The sequence below is a fragment of the Methylobacterium frigidaeris genome, from assembly GCF_022179185.1.
GTDB lineage: Bacteria > Pseudomonadota > Alphaproteobacteria > Rhizobiales > Beijerinckiaceae > Methylobacterium > Methylobacterium frigidaeris.
This window is the reverse complement of the sequence record NZ_BPQJ01000082.1, coordinates 1-14,578: the sequence shown is the minus strand read 5'-3', so window position 1 is coordinate 14,578 and position 14,578 is coordinate 1. Positions and strand designations below refer to the sequence as shown.

The following is a 14,578-nucleotide window of genomic DNA, read 5'->3' as shown; positions in this document are numbered from 1 at the left end:
GCGCGGAGGAGTGGCGCACCTGGCTTGAGGCGCCAACTGATGAGGCGCTGCAGCTGCAGCGGCCGGTCCCGGACGAGATGATGGCCGAGGTGGCGCGAGGCTCGCGTCAGGACGGGATCTAAGGGCAGCCGACTTCTTTCATCCAGCCACCCTTGCCGCCCTTTTCGATCACAGCACGGCACCTCAGACGAATGCCCCCACCAAAACGGGATCGAGATTGGAGTGCAGTTCGAGATGCGCTCGCCGCGGTTCACCACGCGGTTGAGCGAGGTGCCGACAGTCTGTGCAACCGTTCAGAGAGACCGCCTGCGTCATTATATATCCATGGCCAATACCTGCTCCTCGGCATCCGCCAGTGTGCGAGTCGAGACGCGCCAGTCGGCACCAGATAGACCATAAAGAATAAAACTATTTGATGCGGTTTCATAGTAGATGCATCAAATGTTAAATAGCATCATTAAGCCAATATCTCGAATTAACATATTATAATATGTTCGTAATGGAACGAATATTCACAATTTATTACATCGATTGTAATAATTAGCGCAAGTTAATGCCAGACATCTGCCGAGGTATACCTGCAGCCATGTGCGCTCGGCATCATCTGCCGCTCGCAATCCTCGGAGGACATCTACTATGGCTCAGCTCGATGGCACCCCAGGCCCCGATCGCCTCCTTGGCACCCCCTCTGATGACGTGATCAATGGTTTCGCCGGCAATGACACCCTCCTTGGATTTGCCGGGAACGATCAGATCAACGGCGGTCCAGGCCTCGACGAGATCGACGCTCAAGCCGGCAACGACACAGTCGACGGCGGCGAGGGCATCGACTACATTGCTGGCGGTCTAGGTAATGACATCCTCTACGGCCGCGAAGGAAATGATCAGATTATCGGCGAAGATGGCGACGACATTATCTATGGGAATGAAGGCCAGGATTACGCAGCCGGCAACCCGGGCAATGATACCATTTTCGGGGGCGATGGTGACGACTTCTTCGTTGGTGAGTCCGGCAATGATCTTGTCTACGGCGAGGCCGGTAATGATTTCGTGACCGGCGGCCTCGACAACGATGTCGTGTACGGGGGAGCTGGAGACGACCTCGCGGACGGCGATCTCGGAGCCGACACAGTTTATGGCGATGCCGGTAATGATGTCGTGATCGGCGACGATGGCAACGATCGCCTCTTCGGTGACAACGGTTTCGGTGGCCCTGACAACGGCAATGATACAGTCGACGGCGGAGCTGGCGACGACGTGATTTTCGGCGAAACCGGCAACGATCAGGTGCTCGGCGGCGAGGGGAATGACTTTATTGGAGCCGGTTCAGGCAATGATTATGCGTCTGGTGGAGCAGGCGCCGACCGGATTTTCGGAGAGTTCGGTAATGACATCCTATTCGGCAACGCAGGTAACGACACGGTGACCGGCGGCACCGGCAGCGACATCTTCGCATTCGGGCGCGGCGACGGCATCGACGTCGTCACTGATTTCGTCACTGGCGGCTCCGAAAGTGACGTCGTTGCGTTTAACAGCGGAACCTTTGCTAATTTCGCCGCTGTACAGGCCGCAAGTCAGCAGATCGGCTCTGACGTGTTGATCTCCTATGGGACGGGCGATTCGATCACACTCCAGAACACGCAGTTGTCAAACCTGACTGCAAGCAACTTCACATTTAGCTAGTTATGGGCGGTCCCCAGGAGAGCGCTATTAGCCTGGGGACCAATTTGATTGGGCGGTCCAGCCGATAGATCCTTCATCGCCAGCGATAAGATTTTGTGTTTGCCGAACGAGATGATGACCGAGGTGGCACGGAGCTCGCGCCAAGACGGGCTCTGAAGGTCAGGCAGCTGGGTCGTCAGCCGGGATGAACTCCCGCGCCTTCTCGCGCACTATGCGGATGAGCTCGGCCTGCCAGGAATCGGCAGGATCCAGATCCTCCCAGGCGGGCCACCACGTATGCTGCGACCTAGAGTGCTCGTGTAGCTCGCGGGCGATGACGTCCATGGGCTGGGGATCGGTGGGAGGGTGGGTCACCGGCGGTCTCTATCGTCGAGGCGTCGCGCAGATCGCCATAGCGTGCTGATGGCCGCCACCGCGCATGCCAGCACCACGGCCACCGTCAGGGCGATGTAGGCGGCCGGGCTCAATGGGTCACGCTGTACATGACGATGCGCTCCAGCGCCTCCTCGAAGGTCGCATTCTCGCCGGCTATCGGCTCGTAGAAGGCGCCCTTCTTCCGCTCGGCGGTGAACCACTCCCGGATCAGACTGCCTTCCTCGTCCTGCCAGCGGCGCACGCGGCCGATCGACTCCTCGCCGCGGTAGACCTGGCGGACGTGGGAGCGGCCATCGGGGCCAGGGATCCAGGACGCGCCGAAGGTGATCGACATCGCTCGCATCTCCCCGGGCAGCTCATATAGTGGGGTGCCCGGCCGGCAGAAATCATAATAGGCCGGCGAAAATCGTCACGAGGCGGAATGGAGCAAGGTTTTCCCTCACTTCTCCGCCGTCCATCGACCACCCAAGCACAAGTTGTGCTCGCCTTGTGCCGCTTGTGATGCCGATCGAGCACGCCGGCGCGAGAAATCACTGCCACCATGATTTTGCTGTGTTTGCAGCTCTAGGCTTTGATACCGCTTGTGGACGGCAGTCGGGGCATCCTCTGCGCTGCCGCAACGATGCTCCGAACCTCAAGGCGTAACATGCCGCGCTTTTATTTCGACCTGCATGACAGCCAGTACGACCGCGACGATGTGGGATTAGAGTTTGTCGACGTCGATCAGGCTATCGCCCAGGCCAAGCGAGCGCTGGCGGAGATCGTGCTTGAACATCTACCCGGCGATGGGGATCGTCATAACGTGACGATGCACATTCGCGACGAGGATAGGCAGCCGATCTACACTGGCGTCCTGTCGTTTAGTGGGATCCTTCACGGCCACTGAGAATTCGACCGGCCTGAGAATGAACGCTGTCTTCGTGGCGCTCTATCGCCGGGTGAGGCTGATCGAAAAAACGCACCTGGTCGACGAAGTTCGAGATGCGGTCGCCGCGGTTCACGACGCGGTTGAGCGAGATGCCGAGCGTGTCGGCGGTCTTGTAAGCGCGGCGGCGATCGTTGCGCCTTCTCATCCAGCCGCCGTGCCGTTCGCCCCAGGCCCGCCACCGCGCAAGCAGTACGAGCGCACGGAAGAGGGACTGCACCGGCGCCTGATCCTGTCCCGGTGGGGGATCAGAACCCCAAAGGGGTCCCACGAATTACTTGCGCCTAAGCACCTGAAAAGATTTGTCTTTAGCCCGCAAAAATAGCACCACTTAGACGTTGGTTGGTATTCAAAAGCCGCTACCTCGGTGAAAGAAAAATCTTTTCCATCAATGTCTTAAAAATAAATCTGTGGTGGCACCACCTTGGACGTTGATCCACGCCTAGCGAATATGATGCTGACGGGGTAGATACATCGTCGCCGCTACACTTAGCTCGTCACGTTGCGGAATCCGTTCTAGGTAGGGAAAAGGTTATGGCTGCACTTCCGACCGTGAAGATCGAGATGACAGATGGCCTCGCGACGGAGGCCGTCGCCGGCGACGGCCTCACGTTCGTCCTGACCCGCGACGGCGATCTCTCCGGTCCGCTAACGGTCACCACGGGGGTCTCCAGCGGGAATACCCCGAACAGCGCCACACCCGGCCAGGATTTCGTCTCCCCTCCCGGCACGGTCACCTTCGAGCCAGGCTCGGCCAAGGCGACACTCGCGCTCACGGTCATCGACGACACCCTCGTCGAGGCCTCCCTGGAGGGACTGTCGGTCAACATCCTTCCGGGTACGGGCTACCAGCTCGGATATGGTGGTACGACGAGCGCTTACGCCGTCATCCGGGACAACGACAGCGACCCGCAGCCGCTGCCGCTGGTTGGCCTCAGAGCGACGGACGCGGTGGCGACCGAGGGTGTGCCCGGCGACGGACTCTCGTTCACCCTGACGCGGGGCGGGGATCTCTCCAAGGCGCTGACGGTCAACATCACTGTTGGGGGGGCCGGAGACACGAGAAGCCCTACCTCAAGCGACGATCTTGGTCCGACACCCAGAACAATTACGTTTCAGCCGGGCTCCGACACTGCGGTCCTTGATGTTTCGGTCGTTGACGATCTCCGGATAGAGCCGGAGGAGCGCCTGATCGTCATGATTCTTGATGGTGAAGGCTATCAAATCGGGAGCCCATTAGGGAACGTCGCTGATGCCCCTACCTTCTACGCGAATGGCACGATCAAGGACAACGACGTGCTGCCGTTCATCTCGATTACGGCGACGGTAGGAACGGCGAAGGAAGGAGCACTGGACGGAGGATTGTCCTTCACTCTGAAGCGGACTGGGGATATTTCCAGGCCGCTAACGGTTTCGACGTTCACAGAAAATGCCACGATTGGCAGGCCCACCGCGACCAGCGGTCTGGACTACGTTCCAGTCCCGAGCAGTGTGACGTTCCAGGCCGGGTCGAACACGGCCATACTGGATGTTTCGGTCATCGATGACGACGTCGTTGAGCCAGACGAGTACTTCACCGTCGGCATGTCGGGCGGCGTGGAGTTTGGCAGCGGATATTATACATCCCCGTTGTCGTATGAACCTGGTCGGTATTCCACCGGAGGCCAGTATCCGGCGACTGTGACCGCCTCGATCGTTGACAACGATGTCGCTCCTCCAAACCGCTTCCTCGTAGGCGATGCCAGTGATAACCGCCTGCTGGCGGGCAACGGCAATGACGAGGTTCTCGGCGGAGCAGGAGACGACATTATATTTGGAGAGCTTGGTAATGACATTCTAAAGGGTGAGAGTGGAAACGATTTTATCGGGGGTGGGGCTGGCAACGACTTCATATCGGGCGGTGAAGGCGACGATGTCCTGTTCGGAGAGGACGGCGCCGACTTCATGTTCGGCGATACCGGCAACGACCGAATGACTCTCGGCCTCGGCGACGACAACGCGCTCGGTGGAGCCGGCAACGACACCCTTTTCGGCGAGGGCGGCGATGACCTGATCAACGGCGAGGAGGGGGACGACTTCATCGGGGCCGGAGCGGGTAACGACCAACTCTCCGGCGGAGCGGGAAACGACGCACTGTACGGCGAGGGCGGCGAAGACGTGCTGTTCGGCAATGCCGGCGACGACGTGCTGGTGGGCGGCGGCGGCCAAGATCGGTTCGCGTTCGGCCGCGGCGACGGCCGCGATCTAATCCGGGACTTCGTGACGGGTGGATCAGAAGCCGACGTGATCGCCTTCAACGGCGGCGCGTTCGCGGATTTCGGTGCCGTTACGGCGGCGCTGCGGCAGGATGGGGCGGATGCGGTGATCGGCTACGGCTCGGGCGACGAGGTGAGATTGCAGAACGTACAGACATCGAGCCTGAGCGCGGCAAACTTCACTTTCACTTGAGGCGCTCACGCGGGCCCTTCGGCGAAGGGGGTGAGGGAGGCCGTGGGTCATCCTTCATCCCCGCCGCTTATGGCGTTGAAGTCCCGCGCCCGGTCGTAGGCCAGCCGGATCAGCCCCGCCTCGTAGGGGTCGGTTATGTCGAAGTCCTCCCACGCCGGGCACCCCTCGATCCGCTGGCGGGCGTGCTCGTGCAGCTCGCGGGCGGCGAGGTCGAGGGGTTCGGGGTTGGCGGGTGGGTGGGTCACTCCGCGCCACCGAACGCCACAACCCGATCAATCGCTTCTTGAAAAACGCTGTGCATGCCCTCTTGAGGGACGTACAGCCCATTCTCCCACCGTTCGACAGTGAACCACTCACCAGTCAACTCGCCAGGGTCTTCCGCCTTCCAGGCTCGCACACGGCCGAGTCGCTCCCCGTCGCGGTAGACCTGCTTCACGCTCGAGTGTTTATCGGAGCCGGGCTCCCAGTCTTCGTCGTAGGTGATCGTCATTGCTTGCGCCCCCAATGGCCGCAAAGACCGTTGTGTCTCACTTAGACCGGCACGCCGAGGGCAACACAAGCCTTATCAGAAATGATGATTGACGCCCAGAAACCGTCACGAGGAAACCTAGGCGAGATTTTTCGTCACCGCTCTGCCCTTCTCATCTGGCCACCGCGGTCCTCGCTTCGATCACGCCACCGCTCCCTAGGCGCATGCCAGCGCCAGGGCAGAGGTGAAAGCGAGGCAGGCGTCTGGGCTCATCCGGCGCAAACCGGAAGGGTAGCTGTTATCAGATGTACAAAGAAGGCGCTCACGCCTAGGTTGTGATCGTGGTGGAGGGGACTGGCGTGGGCGCACCCCTCATCTTGAGGTAGGCAGCATAAGCCTATCGGAGATGAGTGGGTCGCGCATGCCCCAATTTGTTGCAGCTTGACACATCTACGGCGCCGACTACGCAACCGGCGCCAGCAGGATCGCCGTCTTCACAGCATTCCGCCGCTGTGCCGGTGTGCCATCCTCCCGCGCCAGCACCTCGGTGCTGTAGGCGTTGGCCAGGACGGCCGCGGCGACGTCGAGGCGGTGCTTCCCGATCTCCAGCACCACGGGCTTCGACGGATCGGCGAGGTAGGCCGCGATAGCTGCGTCGAGCGCTTCGTCGGTGAGGAGTTTGGCCTTGTAGGCGTCGCCGCCGGTCATCGCTTGAACTCCCACACCGGGACCATGCCCGGCATCTTCACCGGCTCGTGGCGGTACGCCGTCCACTTCCCGAGCTTGATGAACTCGGCCGTCACCTCGTGCACGTCGACCGAGAGCGGGATCAGGACGCCGCAGTAGTCGCCGCGAATGGTCCCGGTCTTCGGACCAACCCCGAACAGCCGCAGCGTGTCCCACCCGGCCTCGTGAGCCTGGACGCCCCACCGGTCGACGAACTCCGTGCAGCGCCGGAGCGTCTCGCGCCACTCCTCATCACGAAGGCCACGGCACGGGACGACGCCGGGTGAGAGGCTGGCGAGGCCGCGGGACCAGGATAGGACAGTAGGTGGGATCATGAGCGAGTCGGGAGAAGCCATGGACCCGGGTACTCCCGCGGCGCTCCCCGGGCAATCTTACGGACTGCTCGGAGGTTCGCCGAACCCAGATTTTGGAACGTCCACGGAACATGGTGCGCGAACGCTTCGGTGCGGACTGCTTTATTCGCCAGAAACGTTGAAGATTTTTGGTGAGCACGTTGCTCATAACGGTCTGGTTGCAGGGTCGAGTCCTGCCGGGCCCACCACCCACCTGCACCAGTTGGATATCTCCTGGCCTGCTCGGGCAAGTAGACCACTTGTCAAAGACTTAGCGCAACGGTGTGTCGAATGTTCGCGTCTCTGCGAGGGCCATCCGGCCGGTTCTCCGGCCAAGGCGGCACCCGTCTCCGGCCCGGCAAACCTGTTTCCTGCCCGGCCGTGTGCCTCCTCCCGGAGACGCGTTCGCTCAGAAATGGAGACCGGTTCGCGTTTCGGCCACGGCTGCAGTTCCGGTCGATCGTCATCAGACGATGCCAAAGCTGATCGAGCAGGCAGCGGCAGCGATCCGGAAGGAGCCTGGAACGGCCAGACGCTCCAAGCAGGACAGCATGGAGCGCCAAGACTGTGATGGTGGATCAGGACGGGTATCGCGGACCAGCAGGCGACGGAGTGTTGCTGGTTCGCTGCCGCTCAGAGCCCGAGGCTGCGATGCTGGCGTGACCAAGCCATCGACGGATCTGAGAGGTTCCTCAACCCGATGCCGCGGGACAGGCGACCCCCGACGGCGGCCTTCACCAGCTCGGGCGAGAGAAACGCGAGCGAGATCATCATCGTCACGTGTCGCTTGCTGCAGCTCTCGCGTGCTGCGATCTGATCCGGGCCGGTCACCGTGCCGGCCACCAGCTCCGCGAGCCAACTCCGGCCGAGTGCGATCGCACGCACCAGCGTGGCACGCTGCTCCGCACGGATCGGTCGAGGATCATCGAGACTACCGGGCCTGATGATCTCACGCCGGCGGGTCGGACTGGGCTGGGACCACACGATGCGGATCACCTCCGGGAGCGGGCCGGTGTGATCTATACCAACTTCCTCCGGATCACCCTCGTGAGTATCGGGCGCGCGCGGATGATTGCTCCCCGAGACCGCCTCACCGCCTGCGTCCGGGCGCAGGATCATCTCGATGGTGTCCCGATGCAGGATCGCCCGCTCGAGATGACGAGCCACCAGCGCGTGGTCGTCAGGCTCCTCCGCCGAGCGCTCCCGCAGCGCCTGTAGGATCGCCGCCTCGATCCCAGGGGCCGAGACCCGCGTCACCGAACCAGCCTGCTCGGCCCGGCCCTGATCGAGGGCGCAGCAGACGTAGTACCGGTAGCGCCGGCCCGCCTTGCTGGCGTGGCTCGGGGTCATGCGGTTGCCCCGGTCGTCGAAGAGCTTGCCGGTCAGAAGCGCTTGCGAGCGGGTCTTGTGCTCCCCGGAGCCTTGGCTGCGTGAGGTGAGTTTGTTCTGGACGGCGTCGAACAGCTCCCGGGAGATGATCGCCTGATGCTCACCGGGATGGGATCCTCCCCGGTGGACGATCTCGCCGAGGTAGGTGCGGTTCTTGAGCAGGTAGGCGGCAGGACCGCGGGTGAAGGCGATCCCACCCCGGACCACGCCGCTCGCGAGCGGGCGCTGCTTGGTGACGATCCCGCGCTGCCTCAGCTCCCGGAGCAGCTGCGTCAGGCTGCCGAGCGCCAGGTAGCGCTCGAAGATCAGCCGCACCGCACTGGCTTCCGCCTCGTCGACCACCAGCTTGCGGGCCTGCACCCGGTAGCCGAGCGGCGCGGGGCCACCCATCCAGAGGCCCTTGCGCTTGGAGGCCGCGATCTTGTCGCGGATGCGCTCGCCCGTGACCTCGCGCTCGAACTGCGCGAACGAGAGGAGCACGTTGAGGGTCAGCCGGCCCATGCTGGAGGTGGTGTTGAACGCCTGCGTCACCGACACGAACGAGACCTCGTGGGCGTCGAAGAGCTCGACGAGCTTGGCGAAATCAGCCAGCGAGCGGGTGAGGCGGTCGACCTTGTAGACGACCACCACGTCGAGGCGCCGGCCCCGGATGTCGTCCAGGAGCTGCTGCAGGGCTGGGCGTTCCAGCGAGCCTCCCGAGAAGCCGCCGTCGTCGTACCGGGTCCGCAGCGAGGTCCAGTTCTCGTGCGCCTGGCTCCGGACGTAGGCCTCGGCCGCCTCCCGCTGCGCATCGAGGGAGTTGAATTCCTGCTCCAGGCCGGCCTCGGTCGAGACCCGGGTGTAGATGGCGCAGCGCAGGCGCCGGGCAGGGAACCTGGTCATGCGCCCTCCCGCAGGCCGAAGAAGCGGGGTCCGTTCCAGCGTGTGCCGGTGATCGCGCGCGCGACCTCGGACAGACTTCGGTAGGTTGCCCCGTTCCAGGAGAAGCCGCCCTCCCCCACCTCGACCTGGTGGAGCACGCCCTGCCACTCGCGACGCAGCAGGGTGCCGGGGCTGAGGGCGCGCCGGGCCGGGAGGGGCACGGGAGCATCTGCCGCCCAGCCACCGGCGGCGAGCCGCTCGAGGAAGCGGATGGTGGCCTTGTCGAGATCGCCCCAGGCATCGGCCTGCACGCGATAGGCCAGCATCCGCAGGAGCAGGTGCTTGGAGAGGTGAGGAGGAGCCTTGCGCCCGGTCAGCGCCTTCCAGCGCGCCTGCAGGCCCGGGAGGTCGAGACCGCGAAGGCGCGCGATCTCGGCGTCCAGGGCATCAGCCCCGGTGCAGTCGAGCGGCATCACGCGGCCTCAGTCGGGGCGGGCCCGGAGCTCACGATCCGGTAGATCGATGAGCCCTCCGCGGCGACGGACCGGCAGACGGTGAAGCCGCCCTGGCGCAGGCCAGTCAGGGCCGCCCGGGTGGTGTGAGGCAGCCAGCCGGTCATCGCCATCAGGTCTGCCAGCGAGGCACCCTGCTCCCGCGATAGGAGGGCGACGAGTTGCGCCCGCTTGCTGCCGGGTCGGGGCGCGGGCTGCGCGATCAGGGCCGTGGCAACCTGGATGTCTGAGTGTGGGGCGGCCGCTGGCGGGCATTTGGTGGGGCTCTCGCTCGTGGCTCGCTTGCGCTGCCGCTTGTAACGGGAAGGCACTTCGGTCGGCTGGGTGGTCGAAGCGGGTTCCGGAGTGATCCCGATTGCTGCCAAGCCGGCGGCGGTGATGCGGAGCACCATCGACGCCTCGGCCGCATCACCTGGACCGGAGCCCGAGTGAGGTTCGCCCGCCTGCTCGATCAGCCCTCGCGTGAGGAGCCGACGGGCGGTGCGGGCGAAGCTGCCGGCGGCCATGTGGTCCGGATGCCAGAGTAGGCCGTGCGGCTGCTGGGCTATCCTGACCAGGAGGGTGAGGTGGGCGTCCGTGAGGGCTTCTGAGTGGGGGCGCCTTGTCATGAGGAAGTCTCCTGCGGTGGGTGACAGTCTCGGGGCTGCCACTGCCGCAACCCCGCCATCGGCGAAGGGCCAGCGGGGTGGGAGAGGAGTCCAGCGCGTGCCGCGGACCCCGTGCCCACAGCAATGCTCGGGTAGGGCGCACAGTCCAGTCCAATCTGCGACGGACCCCGACAATCGATTGAACGTTCTCGTCGAGGTGTTTTCGAATCGCGGAACGCGATCTCTCATCCATAGACTGACTCGATCTGGGCCACGATGTCTCAAAATCGGCAAAACGTATGCGAGATTTCATCTGGATCATGAAGCGTGCAATAGCTTCCATCTCAGCCAGATGCCGACCAGGGAGGACTACGTATCCATGCTTCAGCTCGAGACAGCATGGCGCAGCGGCAAAGGCCGAGCAGCGGATCAAGCAGGTAGATCAACCTCTCTGAGCAGCACTTCTGGGCTGATCCGGGCGATTTGAACCCCTGCTGTTTCCACTCTCGTCGTCGCACGGCCTGATGCGAGTTCTCGGCCCGGTTGTTCTGCCGTAGGCCCTGCTCATGATGCGCGCTCAACCCGAGTTCGCGATGAGCAGCCGCATAGGAGCGGAGCTTGTCCGTGACCAGCACCTCTGGCGCGCAGCCCTGCTTCTTGATCAGCTTGCGCAGGAGCTTCAGGGCCGCCTTCTTGTCACGCGTGGGCTGCACGAGCAAATTTAGCACCTCGCCTTCCGCATCCACGGCTCGCCACAGGTACATGCGCCGGCCCTGGATCGAGACCACCATCTCGTCCAAATGCCAGGTGCTGGCCAGCCGAGGCCGCAGCCGGCGCAGGTTGCGGGCGAAGGCCGGCCCGAACTTCAGGACCCAGCGTCGGACACTCTCGTAGGTGGTCTCGATGCCGCGTTCGGCCAGGAGTTCCTCCACATCGCGGTAGCTCAGCGTGAAGCGGAGATACAGCCAGACAGCGTGGCAGATGATCTCGGACGGGAACTGGTGGCGGGCGTACGAGGCGGGCTGCATGCCCCTGCCCTACCCCGACCCACAGCGCGCCGCCACTCCTTCGCGTGACAGTGCCCCTCTGCACTCTCAACGACTTAGCGGGCGCCAAAATAGCTGCGGACGGCTTCAAAACGCCCTCTACTTGCTAGATGTGACAGTGCTGTCTTACGATCGAGCGGCACGGCTTCCGCCCACCGGCCGCTATTCGGGCCGCGCAGCTTTCACCGGCGGCTCTCGCCGCATAGGGTTCAAACCGGTGCCTCACAATCCGCGGGCGGTACATTCGATTGCATCTCAGTTCCCGTGACAACGCCGATCGGAGTAACTTCCAGCTTTTGAAATCGTATTTCTCGGGAGCAAAACGGTGGCAGTACCGGCCCAGCACCAATGGGTGCTCGTTGCGGGAACAGGAACCTACGCACTCCGCGAACAGGAGCTGTGGTCGTCAGAATGTATCGGTCGTGCTCTTGCGCGGAACGGTTACGGCCTCGTGGTCGGAGGCTGGCCGGGGGTCGATCATATCGCGGCACGGTCTTTTACCGAAACGCTGGCCGAAATCGCTCCGGGTACCCGTCTCGCGGACCGACTTATTCAGGTGGTGCCCAGCGGCAAACAACCAGATTTCGCTGGTGGTCACCTCATCTATGTGGAGCCCGGCCCCCTGGAATGGCTGGAGGCGCTTCGCTTCGCAAAGGCCGCCATTTTGATCGGCGGCATCGGTGGCACATTCGACACATATGTCTTCGCAACGCAGGAGCGAGTGCCGGTTTTTCCGCTGGCCGGAACAGGCAGCGACGCGGCGCTAGTCTTCCAGGAGATTCTAAACAAATGGCGCGAAATCGGGCCCTGGGGTGTACGCCATACGGCATTTGTGACCACCTTGGGAAGACAAATTGAGAAGCGGCAAGATGCTCATGACCAAAGTAATATGCTTATACGATTGCTTGAGGATCATTTTGCATTCAGTGATGCCCTGAATCGCGGCATACGTAAGAGTGTGTTCTTCTCGTACTCTCATAAAGATAGAGGATGGCTGCAAGAGGTGCGCCAACACTTCGGCGTCGTGCCGGGGCAGGAGGTGACTCTGTGGGACGATACGATGATTAAGCCTGGACAGGATTGGGATAACGAGATACTGTCGCGCTTAATCAGAAGTCGGGTGGCTATCCTTATCATCACGCCTCAATTTACTGGATCAAAATACATTCGTAATCACGAGTTGCCATTTCTGGTAACGCAGCATAAGGCTGGGAACCTAAGGATTTTTTGGCTCATGGCAGAAAAGACGGACCTGACGGGTGTAGATCTCCTCGGCGTGCAGGCAGCTCATGACCCGGCGCAGCCTCTGAACGTGCTGCCTCCGTCAAAGTGCAATGCTGTTCTTGCAAACGTTTCGACACAGATTGTGAATTTCTTGCGGGATCCCGACTCGTTCTAGTGGTATGAGTTATACCAACGGCCTTGAGGGGTGACTCATGGCGCTTCCGTCGGTGGCGCTGACGTGATTCCGTGGCGTGGGGAGGACCCGCGCCATGCCAGCAGCGGTGAGACTCAGGACGGACTTCACGGCGCGTGAGCTTCCCATCGCGCCACCGTCACGAAGAATGCCAACCAGAGCCGACGCTTGCTCGCGTTGGCAGCCGTGCTGGAGGGGATGAGCCGGGCTCAGGCGGCCCGGATCGGTGACATGGACCGACAGACTCTGCGGGACTGGGGCCACCGCTTCAACGCGCGCGGCCCTGACGGGCTCACCGACACCTGGGCCAAGGGCAGCCCGCCCCGCCTCTCGCCTGAGCAACAGGCCGCCTTGGCCCACTTGGTTGAGGCCGGCCCCGATCCGGCCGTGCACGGCGTCGTGCGCTGGCGGCGGCAGGATTTGCGGGAGGTCATCGCAGCGCACTTTGGCGTGCGCTACCACGAGCGCACGATCGGCAAGATCCTGCACAAGCTCGGCTTCTCCCGCCTCAGCCCCCGCCCGCGCCATCCGGCTCAGGACGAGTGGATCGTGGCTGAGTTCAAAAAAACTTCGCCGCGACCTTGACCGCCCATCTCGCCGGGGTCGGCTCTGGCAAACCCGTCGAGATCTGGTTTCAGGACGAGATGCGCTTGGGCCAGAAGAACGGCCTCGTGCGGGTCTGGGCGCGACGGGGATCGCGGCCGCGCCAGCCGGCTGACCAGCGCTACGAGAGCGCGTACCTGTTCGGCGCGGTCTGTCCGGCCCGCGGCACCGGAGCGGCCCTGGTCATGCCGCGTGCCGATCTTGGGGCCATGCAGCATCACCTCGACGAGATCGCCCGCACGGTGGCGCGCGGCGCCCGTGCGGTGTTGCTGCTCGACCGCGCCGGCTGGCACACGAGCGCCAAGCTCGTTGTGCCCGAGAACCTGACGCTGATCTTCCTGCCCTCACGGGCGCCTGAGCTCAATCCGGTGGAGACGATCTGGCTGTACCTGCGCCAGAACTGGCTCTCCAACCGGGTGTTTGACGGCTATGAGGCGATCGTCGAGGCCGCCCGCGACGCCTGGAACAAGCTCCTCGCGCTACCCGCTACCATCACCAGCATTGGCCGGCGCGACTGGGCTCACATCAGTCAAACCTAAAGGCCGTTGGTATTAGCAGAGGTTTGACAGTTTTGCGGGCGGTGTCACGGGAAGTGGAATGCGGTCACGGGAACGGCAGATCGCGTGTTCGCTCAGGCCGCGGCGGTTGCTGTTTGCCACGCGCCTGCCGCCTCAGCCCTGAACTGGCGGAGTGTGCGGCGGGAAATCAGATGACGCTGGAGGTAGAACGTGTTCTGGACGGCGGCGTGCATCGACACGAACCGCTGCGCTGATCCGGGCGACTTGAAGCCCTGCTGCTTTCGCTCTCGTCGGCGGATCGGCTGGTGGGAGTTCTCCGCCCGGTTGTTCGTCCGCAGGCCCTGCTCGTGGCGGCAGGAGAGCTGCAACTCGCGTCGAGCCGCGCCATAAGAGCCGAGCTTGTCAGTCACCAGCTCCCCGGGCGCGGAGCCGAGCTTCTTGATCAGCTTGCGCAAGAGCCTCAGGGCGGCCTTCTTGTCGCGCCTGGGCTGGACCAGCAGATCCAGCACCTCGCCTTCTGCGTCGACGGCTCGCCACAGGTACATGCGCCGACCCTGAATCGTGACGGCACTGTCACAGGAACTGGGCTGCGGTCGAAGGTCCGTCGTGTCGAGCTATGCGGGAGAATGGGTGACGCGGTTTGGATGAAGGCGGCGTATCGAGGCG

15 protein-coding genes and 2 pseudogenes are annotated in these 14,578 nt (G+C 63.1%); 5 read left to right on the top strand and 12 right to left on the bottom strand.

Translation table 11 applies throughout. The annotated features are described in order from the left end of the window. The first annotated feature begins 636 nt into the window (after nucleotides 1-636). Nucleotides 637-1,683 carry a calcium-binding protein gene (locus MFF64_RS35355; RefSeq protein ID WP_238193716.1) on the top strand — a complete coding sequence of 349 codons (1,047 nt, stop codon included), beginning with the start codon at nucleotides 637-639 and terminating at the stop codon, nucleotides 1,681-1,683. Nucleotides 1,684-1,842: 159 nt separating this feature from the next. On the opposite strand, the gene MFF64_RS35350 is transcribed toward MFF64_RS35355, so the two are convergent. Both MFF64_RS35350 and MFF64_RS35345 read right to left on the bottom strand, forming a co-directional pair. After that, the gene (locus tag MFF64_RS35350; protein WP_238193715.1) at nucleotides 1,843-2,007 is read right to left on the bottom strand and encodes a hypothetical protein; all 165 of its coding nucleotides are present in this window, start codon (nucleotides 2,005-2,007) and stop codon (nucleotides 1,843-1,845) included. Between the two features lie 139 nt (nucleotides 2,008-2,146). Then, nucleotides 2,147-2,392 (bottom strand): hypothetical protein, encoded by a 246-nt coding sequence (locus MFF64_RS35345; RefSeq protein WP_099901365.1) that lies wholly within the window; start codon nucleotides 2,390-2,392, stop codon nucleotides 2,147-2,149. Nucleotides 2,393-2,704: 312 nt separating this feature from the next. Here MFF64_RS35345 and MFF64_RS35340 point away from each other — a divergent pair, with 312 nt between their 5' ends. Beyond that, nucleotides 2,705-2,944, top strand: a complete 240-nt coding sequence (locus MFF64_RS35340) for a DUF6894 family protein (protein ID WP_099901367.1) — start codon at nucleotides 2,705-2,707, stop codon at nucleotides 2,942-2,944. Here MFF64_RS35340 and MFF64_RS38740 read toward each other — a convergent pair. After that, the gene (locus MFF64_RS38740) at nucleotides 2,919-3,203 is read right to left on the bottom strand and encodes a hypothetical protein (RefSeq protein WP_309296484.1); all 285 of its coding nucleotides are present in this window, start codon (nucleotides 3,201-3,203) and stop codon (nucleotides 2,919-2,921) included. The two genes, MFF64_RS35340 and MFF64_RS38740, sit on opposite strands and share 26 nt — an antisense overlap. 314 nt (nucleotides 3,204-3,517) lie before the next feature. On the opposite strand from MFF64_RS38740, the gene MFF64_RS35330 reads away from it, so the two are divergent. Continuing rightward, nucleotides 3,518-5,431: a Calx-beta domain-containing protein gene (locus MFF64_RS35330; RefSeq protein ID WP_238193714.1), complete on the top strand. Its 1,914-nt coding sequence runs from the start codon at nucleotides 3,518-3,520 to the stop codon at nucleotides 5,429-5,431. A gap of 47 nt (nucleotides 5,432-5,478) precedes the next feature. Here MFF64_RS35330 and MFF64_RS35325 read toward each other — a convergent pair whose 3' ends face one another. From MFF64_RS35325 to MFF64_RS35290, 8 genes are all read right to left on the bottom strand, one after another. Next, a complete protein-coding gene (locus MFF64_RS35325) occupies nucleotides 5,479-5,676 on the bottom strand; it encodes a hypothetical protein (RefSeq protein WP_099902714.1) in 198 nt (65 codons plus the stop codon). After that, nucleotides 5,673-5,921, bottom strand: a complete 249-nt coding sequence (locus MFF64_RS35320) for a hypothetical protein (RefSeq protein WP_099902712.1) — start codon at nucleotides 5,919-5,921, stop codon at nucleotides 5,673-5,675. The genes MFF64_RS35325 and MFF64_RS35320 overlap by 4 nt, the downstream gene beginning before the upstream one ends. Before the next feature lie 441 nt (nucleotides 5,922-6,362). Next, entirely contained in the window at nucleotides 6,363-6,608 is a 246-nt protein-coding gene (locus MFF64_RS35315; protein ID WP_099902710.1) for a hypothetical protein, read from the bottom strand. Further along, nucleotides 6,605-6,982 (bottom strand): hypothetical protein, encoded by a 378-nt coding sequence (locus MFF64_RS35310; protein ID WP_099902708.1) that lies wholly within the window; start codon nucleotides 6,980-6,982, stop codon nucleotides 6,605-6,607. Before MFF64_RS35310 ends, MFF64_RS35315 begins: the two co-directional genes overlap by 4 nt. A 630-nt stretch (nucleotides 6,983-7,612) precedes the next feature. Next, nucleotides 7,613-9,250, bottom strand: coding sequence for a recombinase family protein (locus MFF64_RS35305; RefSeq protein ID WP_238193713.1), 1,638 nt, complete (start codon nucleotides 9,248-9,250; stop codon nucleotides 7,613-7,615). Next, on the bottom strand, nucleotides 9,247-9,702 hold the full coding sequence (locus MFF64_RS35300; protein WP_238193712.1) for a DUF2924 domain-containing protein: 456 nt from the start codon (nucleotides 9,700-9,702) through the stop codon (nucleotides 9,247-9,249). The genes MFF64_RS35305 and MFF64_RS35300 overlap by 4 nt, the downstream gene beginning before the upstream one ends. Continuing rightward, nucleotides 9,702-10,349 (bottom strand): DUF3489 domain-containing protein, encoded by a 648-nt coding sequence (locus tag MFF64_RS35295; protein WP_238193711.1) that lies wholly within the window; start codon nucleotides 10,347-10,349, stop codon nucleotides 9,702-9,704. The genes MFF64_RS35300 and MFF64_RS35295 overlap by 1 nt, the downstream gene beginning before the upstream one ends. 323 nt (nucleotides 10,350-10,672) lie before the next feature. Then, on the bottom strand, nucleotides 10,673-11,356 hold the full coding sequence (locus tag MFF64_RS35290) for an IS6 family transposase (RefSeq protein WP_438823123.1): 684 nt from the start codon (nucleotides 11,354-11,356) through the stop codon (nucleotides 10,673-10,675). A gap of 343 nt (nucleotides 11,357-11,699) precedes the next feature. Between MFF64_RS35290 and MFF64_RS35285 the strand changes: the two genes are divergently transcribed. Beyond that, complete coding sequence (locus MFF64_RS35285; protein ID WP_238193710.1) at nucleotides 11,700-12,773, top strand: toll/interleukin-1 receptor domain-containing protein; 1,074 nt, start codon at nucleotides 11,700-11,702, stop codon at nucleotides 12,771-12,773. 94 nt (nucleotides 12,774-12,867) lie between these two features. Next, nucleotides 12,868-13,933: pseudogene (locus tag MFF64_RS35280) on the top strand (IS630 family transposase). Between the two features lie 92 nt (nucleotides 13,934-14,025). Here the strand turns inward: MFF64_RS35280 and MFF64_RS35275 are convergent. After that, nucleotides 14,026-14,511 (bottom strand): annotated as a pseudogene (locus MFF64_RS35275) (IS6 family transposase); the annotation flags it as partial. Nucleotides 14,512-14,578: the final 67 nt, after the last annotated feature.

What these genes read in the sequence shown, in the direction of transcription:
- MFF64_RS35355 (WP_238193716.1), top strand. Translation starts at nt 637, where the DNA reads ATGGCTCAGCTCGATGGCACCCCAGGCCCCGATCGCCTCCTTGGCACC.
- MFF64_RS35350 (WP_238193715.1), bottom strand. Translation starts at nt 2,007, where the DNA reads ATGGACGTCATCGCCCGCGAGCTACACGAGCACTCTAGGTCGCAGCAT.
- MFF64_RS35345 (WP_099901365.1), bottom strand. Translation starts at nt 2,392, where the DNA reads ATGTCGATCACCTTCGGCGCGTCCTGGATCCCTGGCCCCGATGGCCGC.
- MFF64_RS35340 (WP_099901367.1), top strand. Translation starts at nt 2,705, where the DNA reads ATGCCGCGCTTTTATTTCGACCTGCATGACAGCCAGTACGACCGCGAC.
- MFF64_RS35330 (WP_238193714.1), top strand. Translation starts at nt 3,518, where the DNA reads ATGGCTGCACTTCCGACCGTGAAGATCGAGATGACAGATGGCCTCGCG.
- MFF64_RS35320 (WP_099902712.1), bottom strand. Translation starts at nt 5,921, where the DNA reads ATGACGATCACCTACGACGAAGACTGGGAGCCCGGCTCCGATAAACAC.
- MFF64_RS35315 (WP_099902710.1), bottom strand. Translation starts at nt 6,608, where the DNA reads ATGACCGGCGGCGACGCCTACAAGGCCAAACTCCTCACCGACGAAGCG.
- MFF64_RS35310 (WP_099902708.1), bottom strand. Translation starts at nt 6,982, where the DNA reads ATGGCTTCTCCCGACTCGCTCATGATCCCACCTACTGTCCTATCCTGG.
- MFF64_RS35305 (WP_238193713.1), bottom strand. Translation starts at nt 9,250, where the DNA reads ATGACCAGGTTCCCTGCCCGGCGCCTGCGCTGCGCCATCTACACCCGG.
- MFF64_RS35300 (WP_238193712.1), bottom strand. Translation starts at nt 9,702, where the DNA reads ATGCCGCTCGACTGCACCGGGGCTGATGCCCTGGACGCCGAGATCGCG.
- MFF64_RS35295 (WP_238193711.1), bottom strand. Translation starts at nt 10,349, where the DNA reads ATGACAAGGCGCCCCCACTCAGAAGCCCTCACGGACGCCCACCTCACC.
- MFF64_RS35290 (WP_438823123.1), bottom strand. Translation starts at nt 11,356, where the DNA reads ATGCAGCCCGCCTCGTACGCCCGCCACCAGTTCCCGTCCGAGATCATC.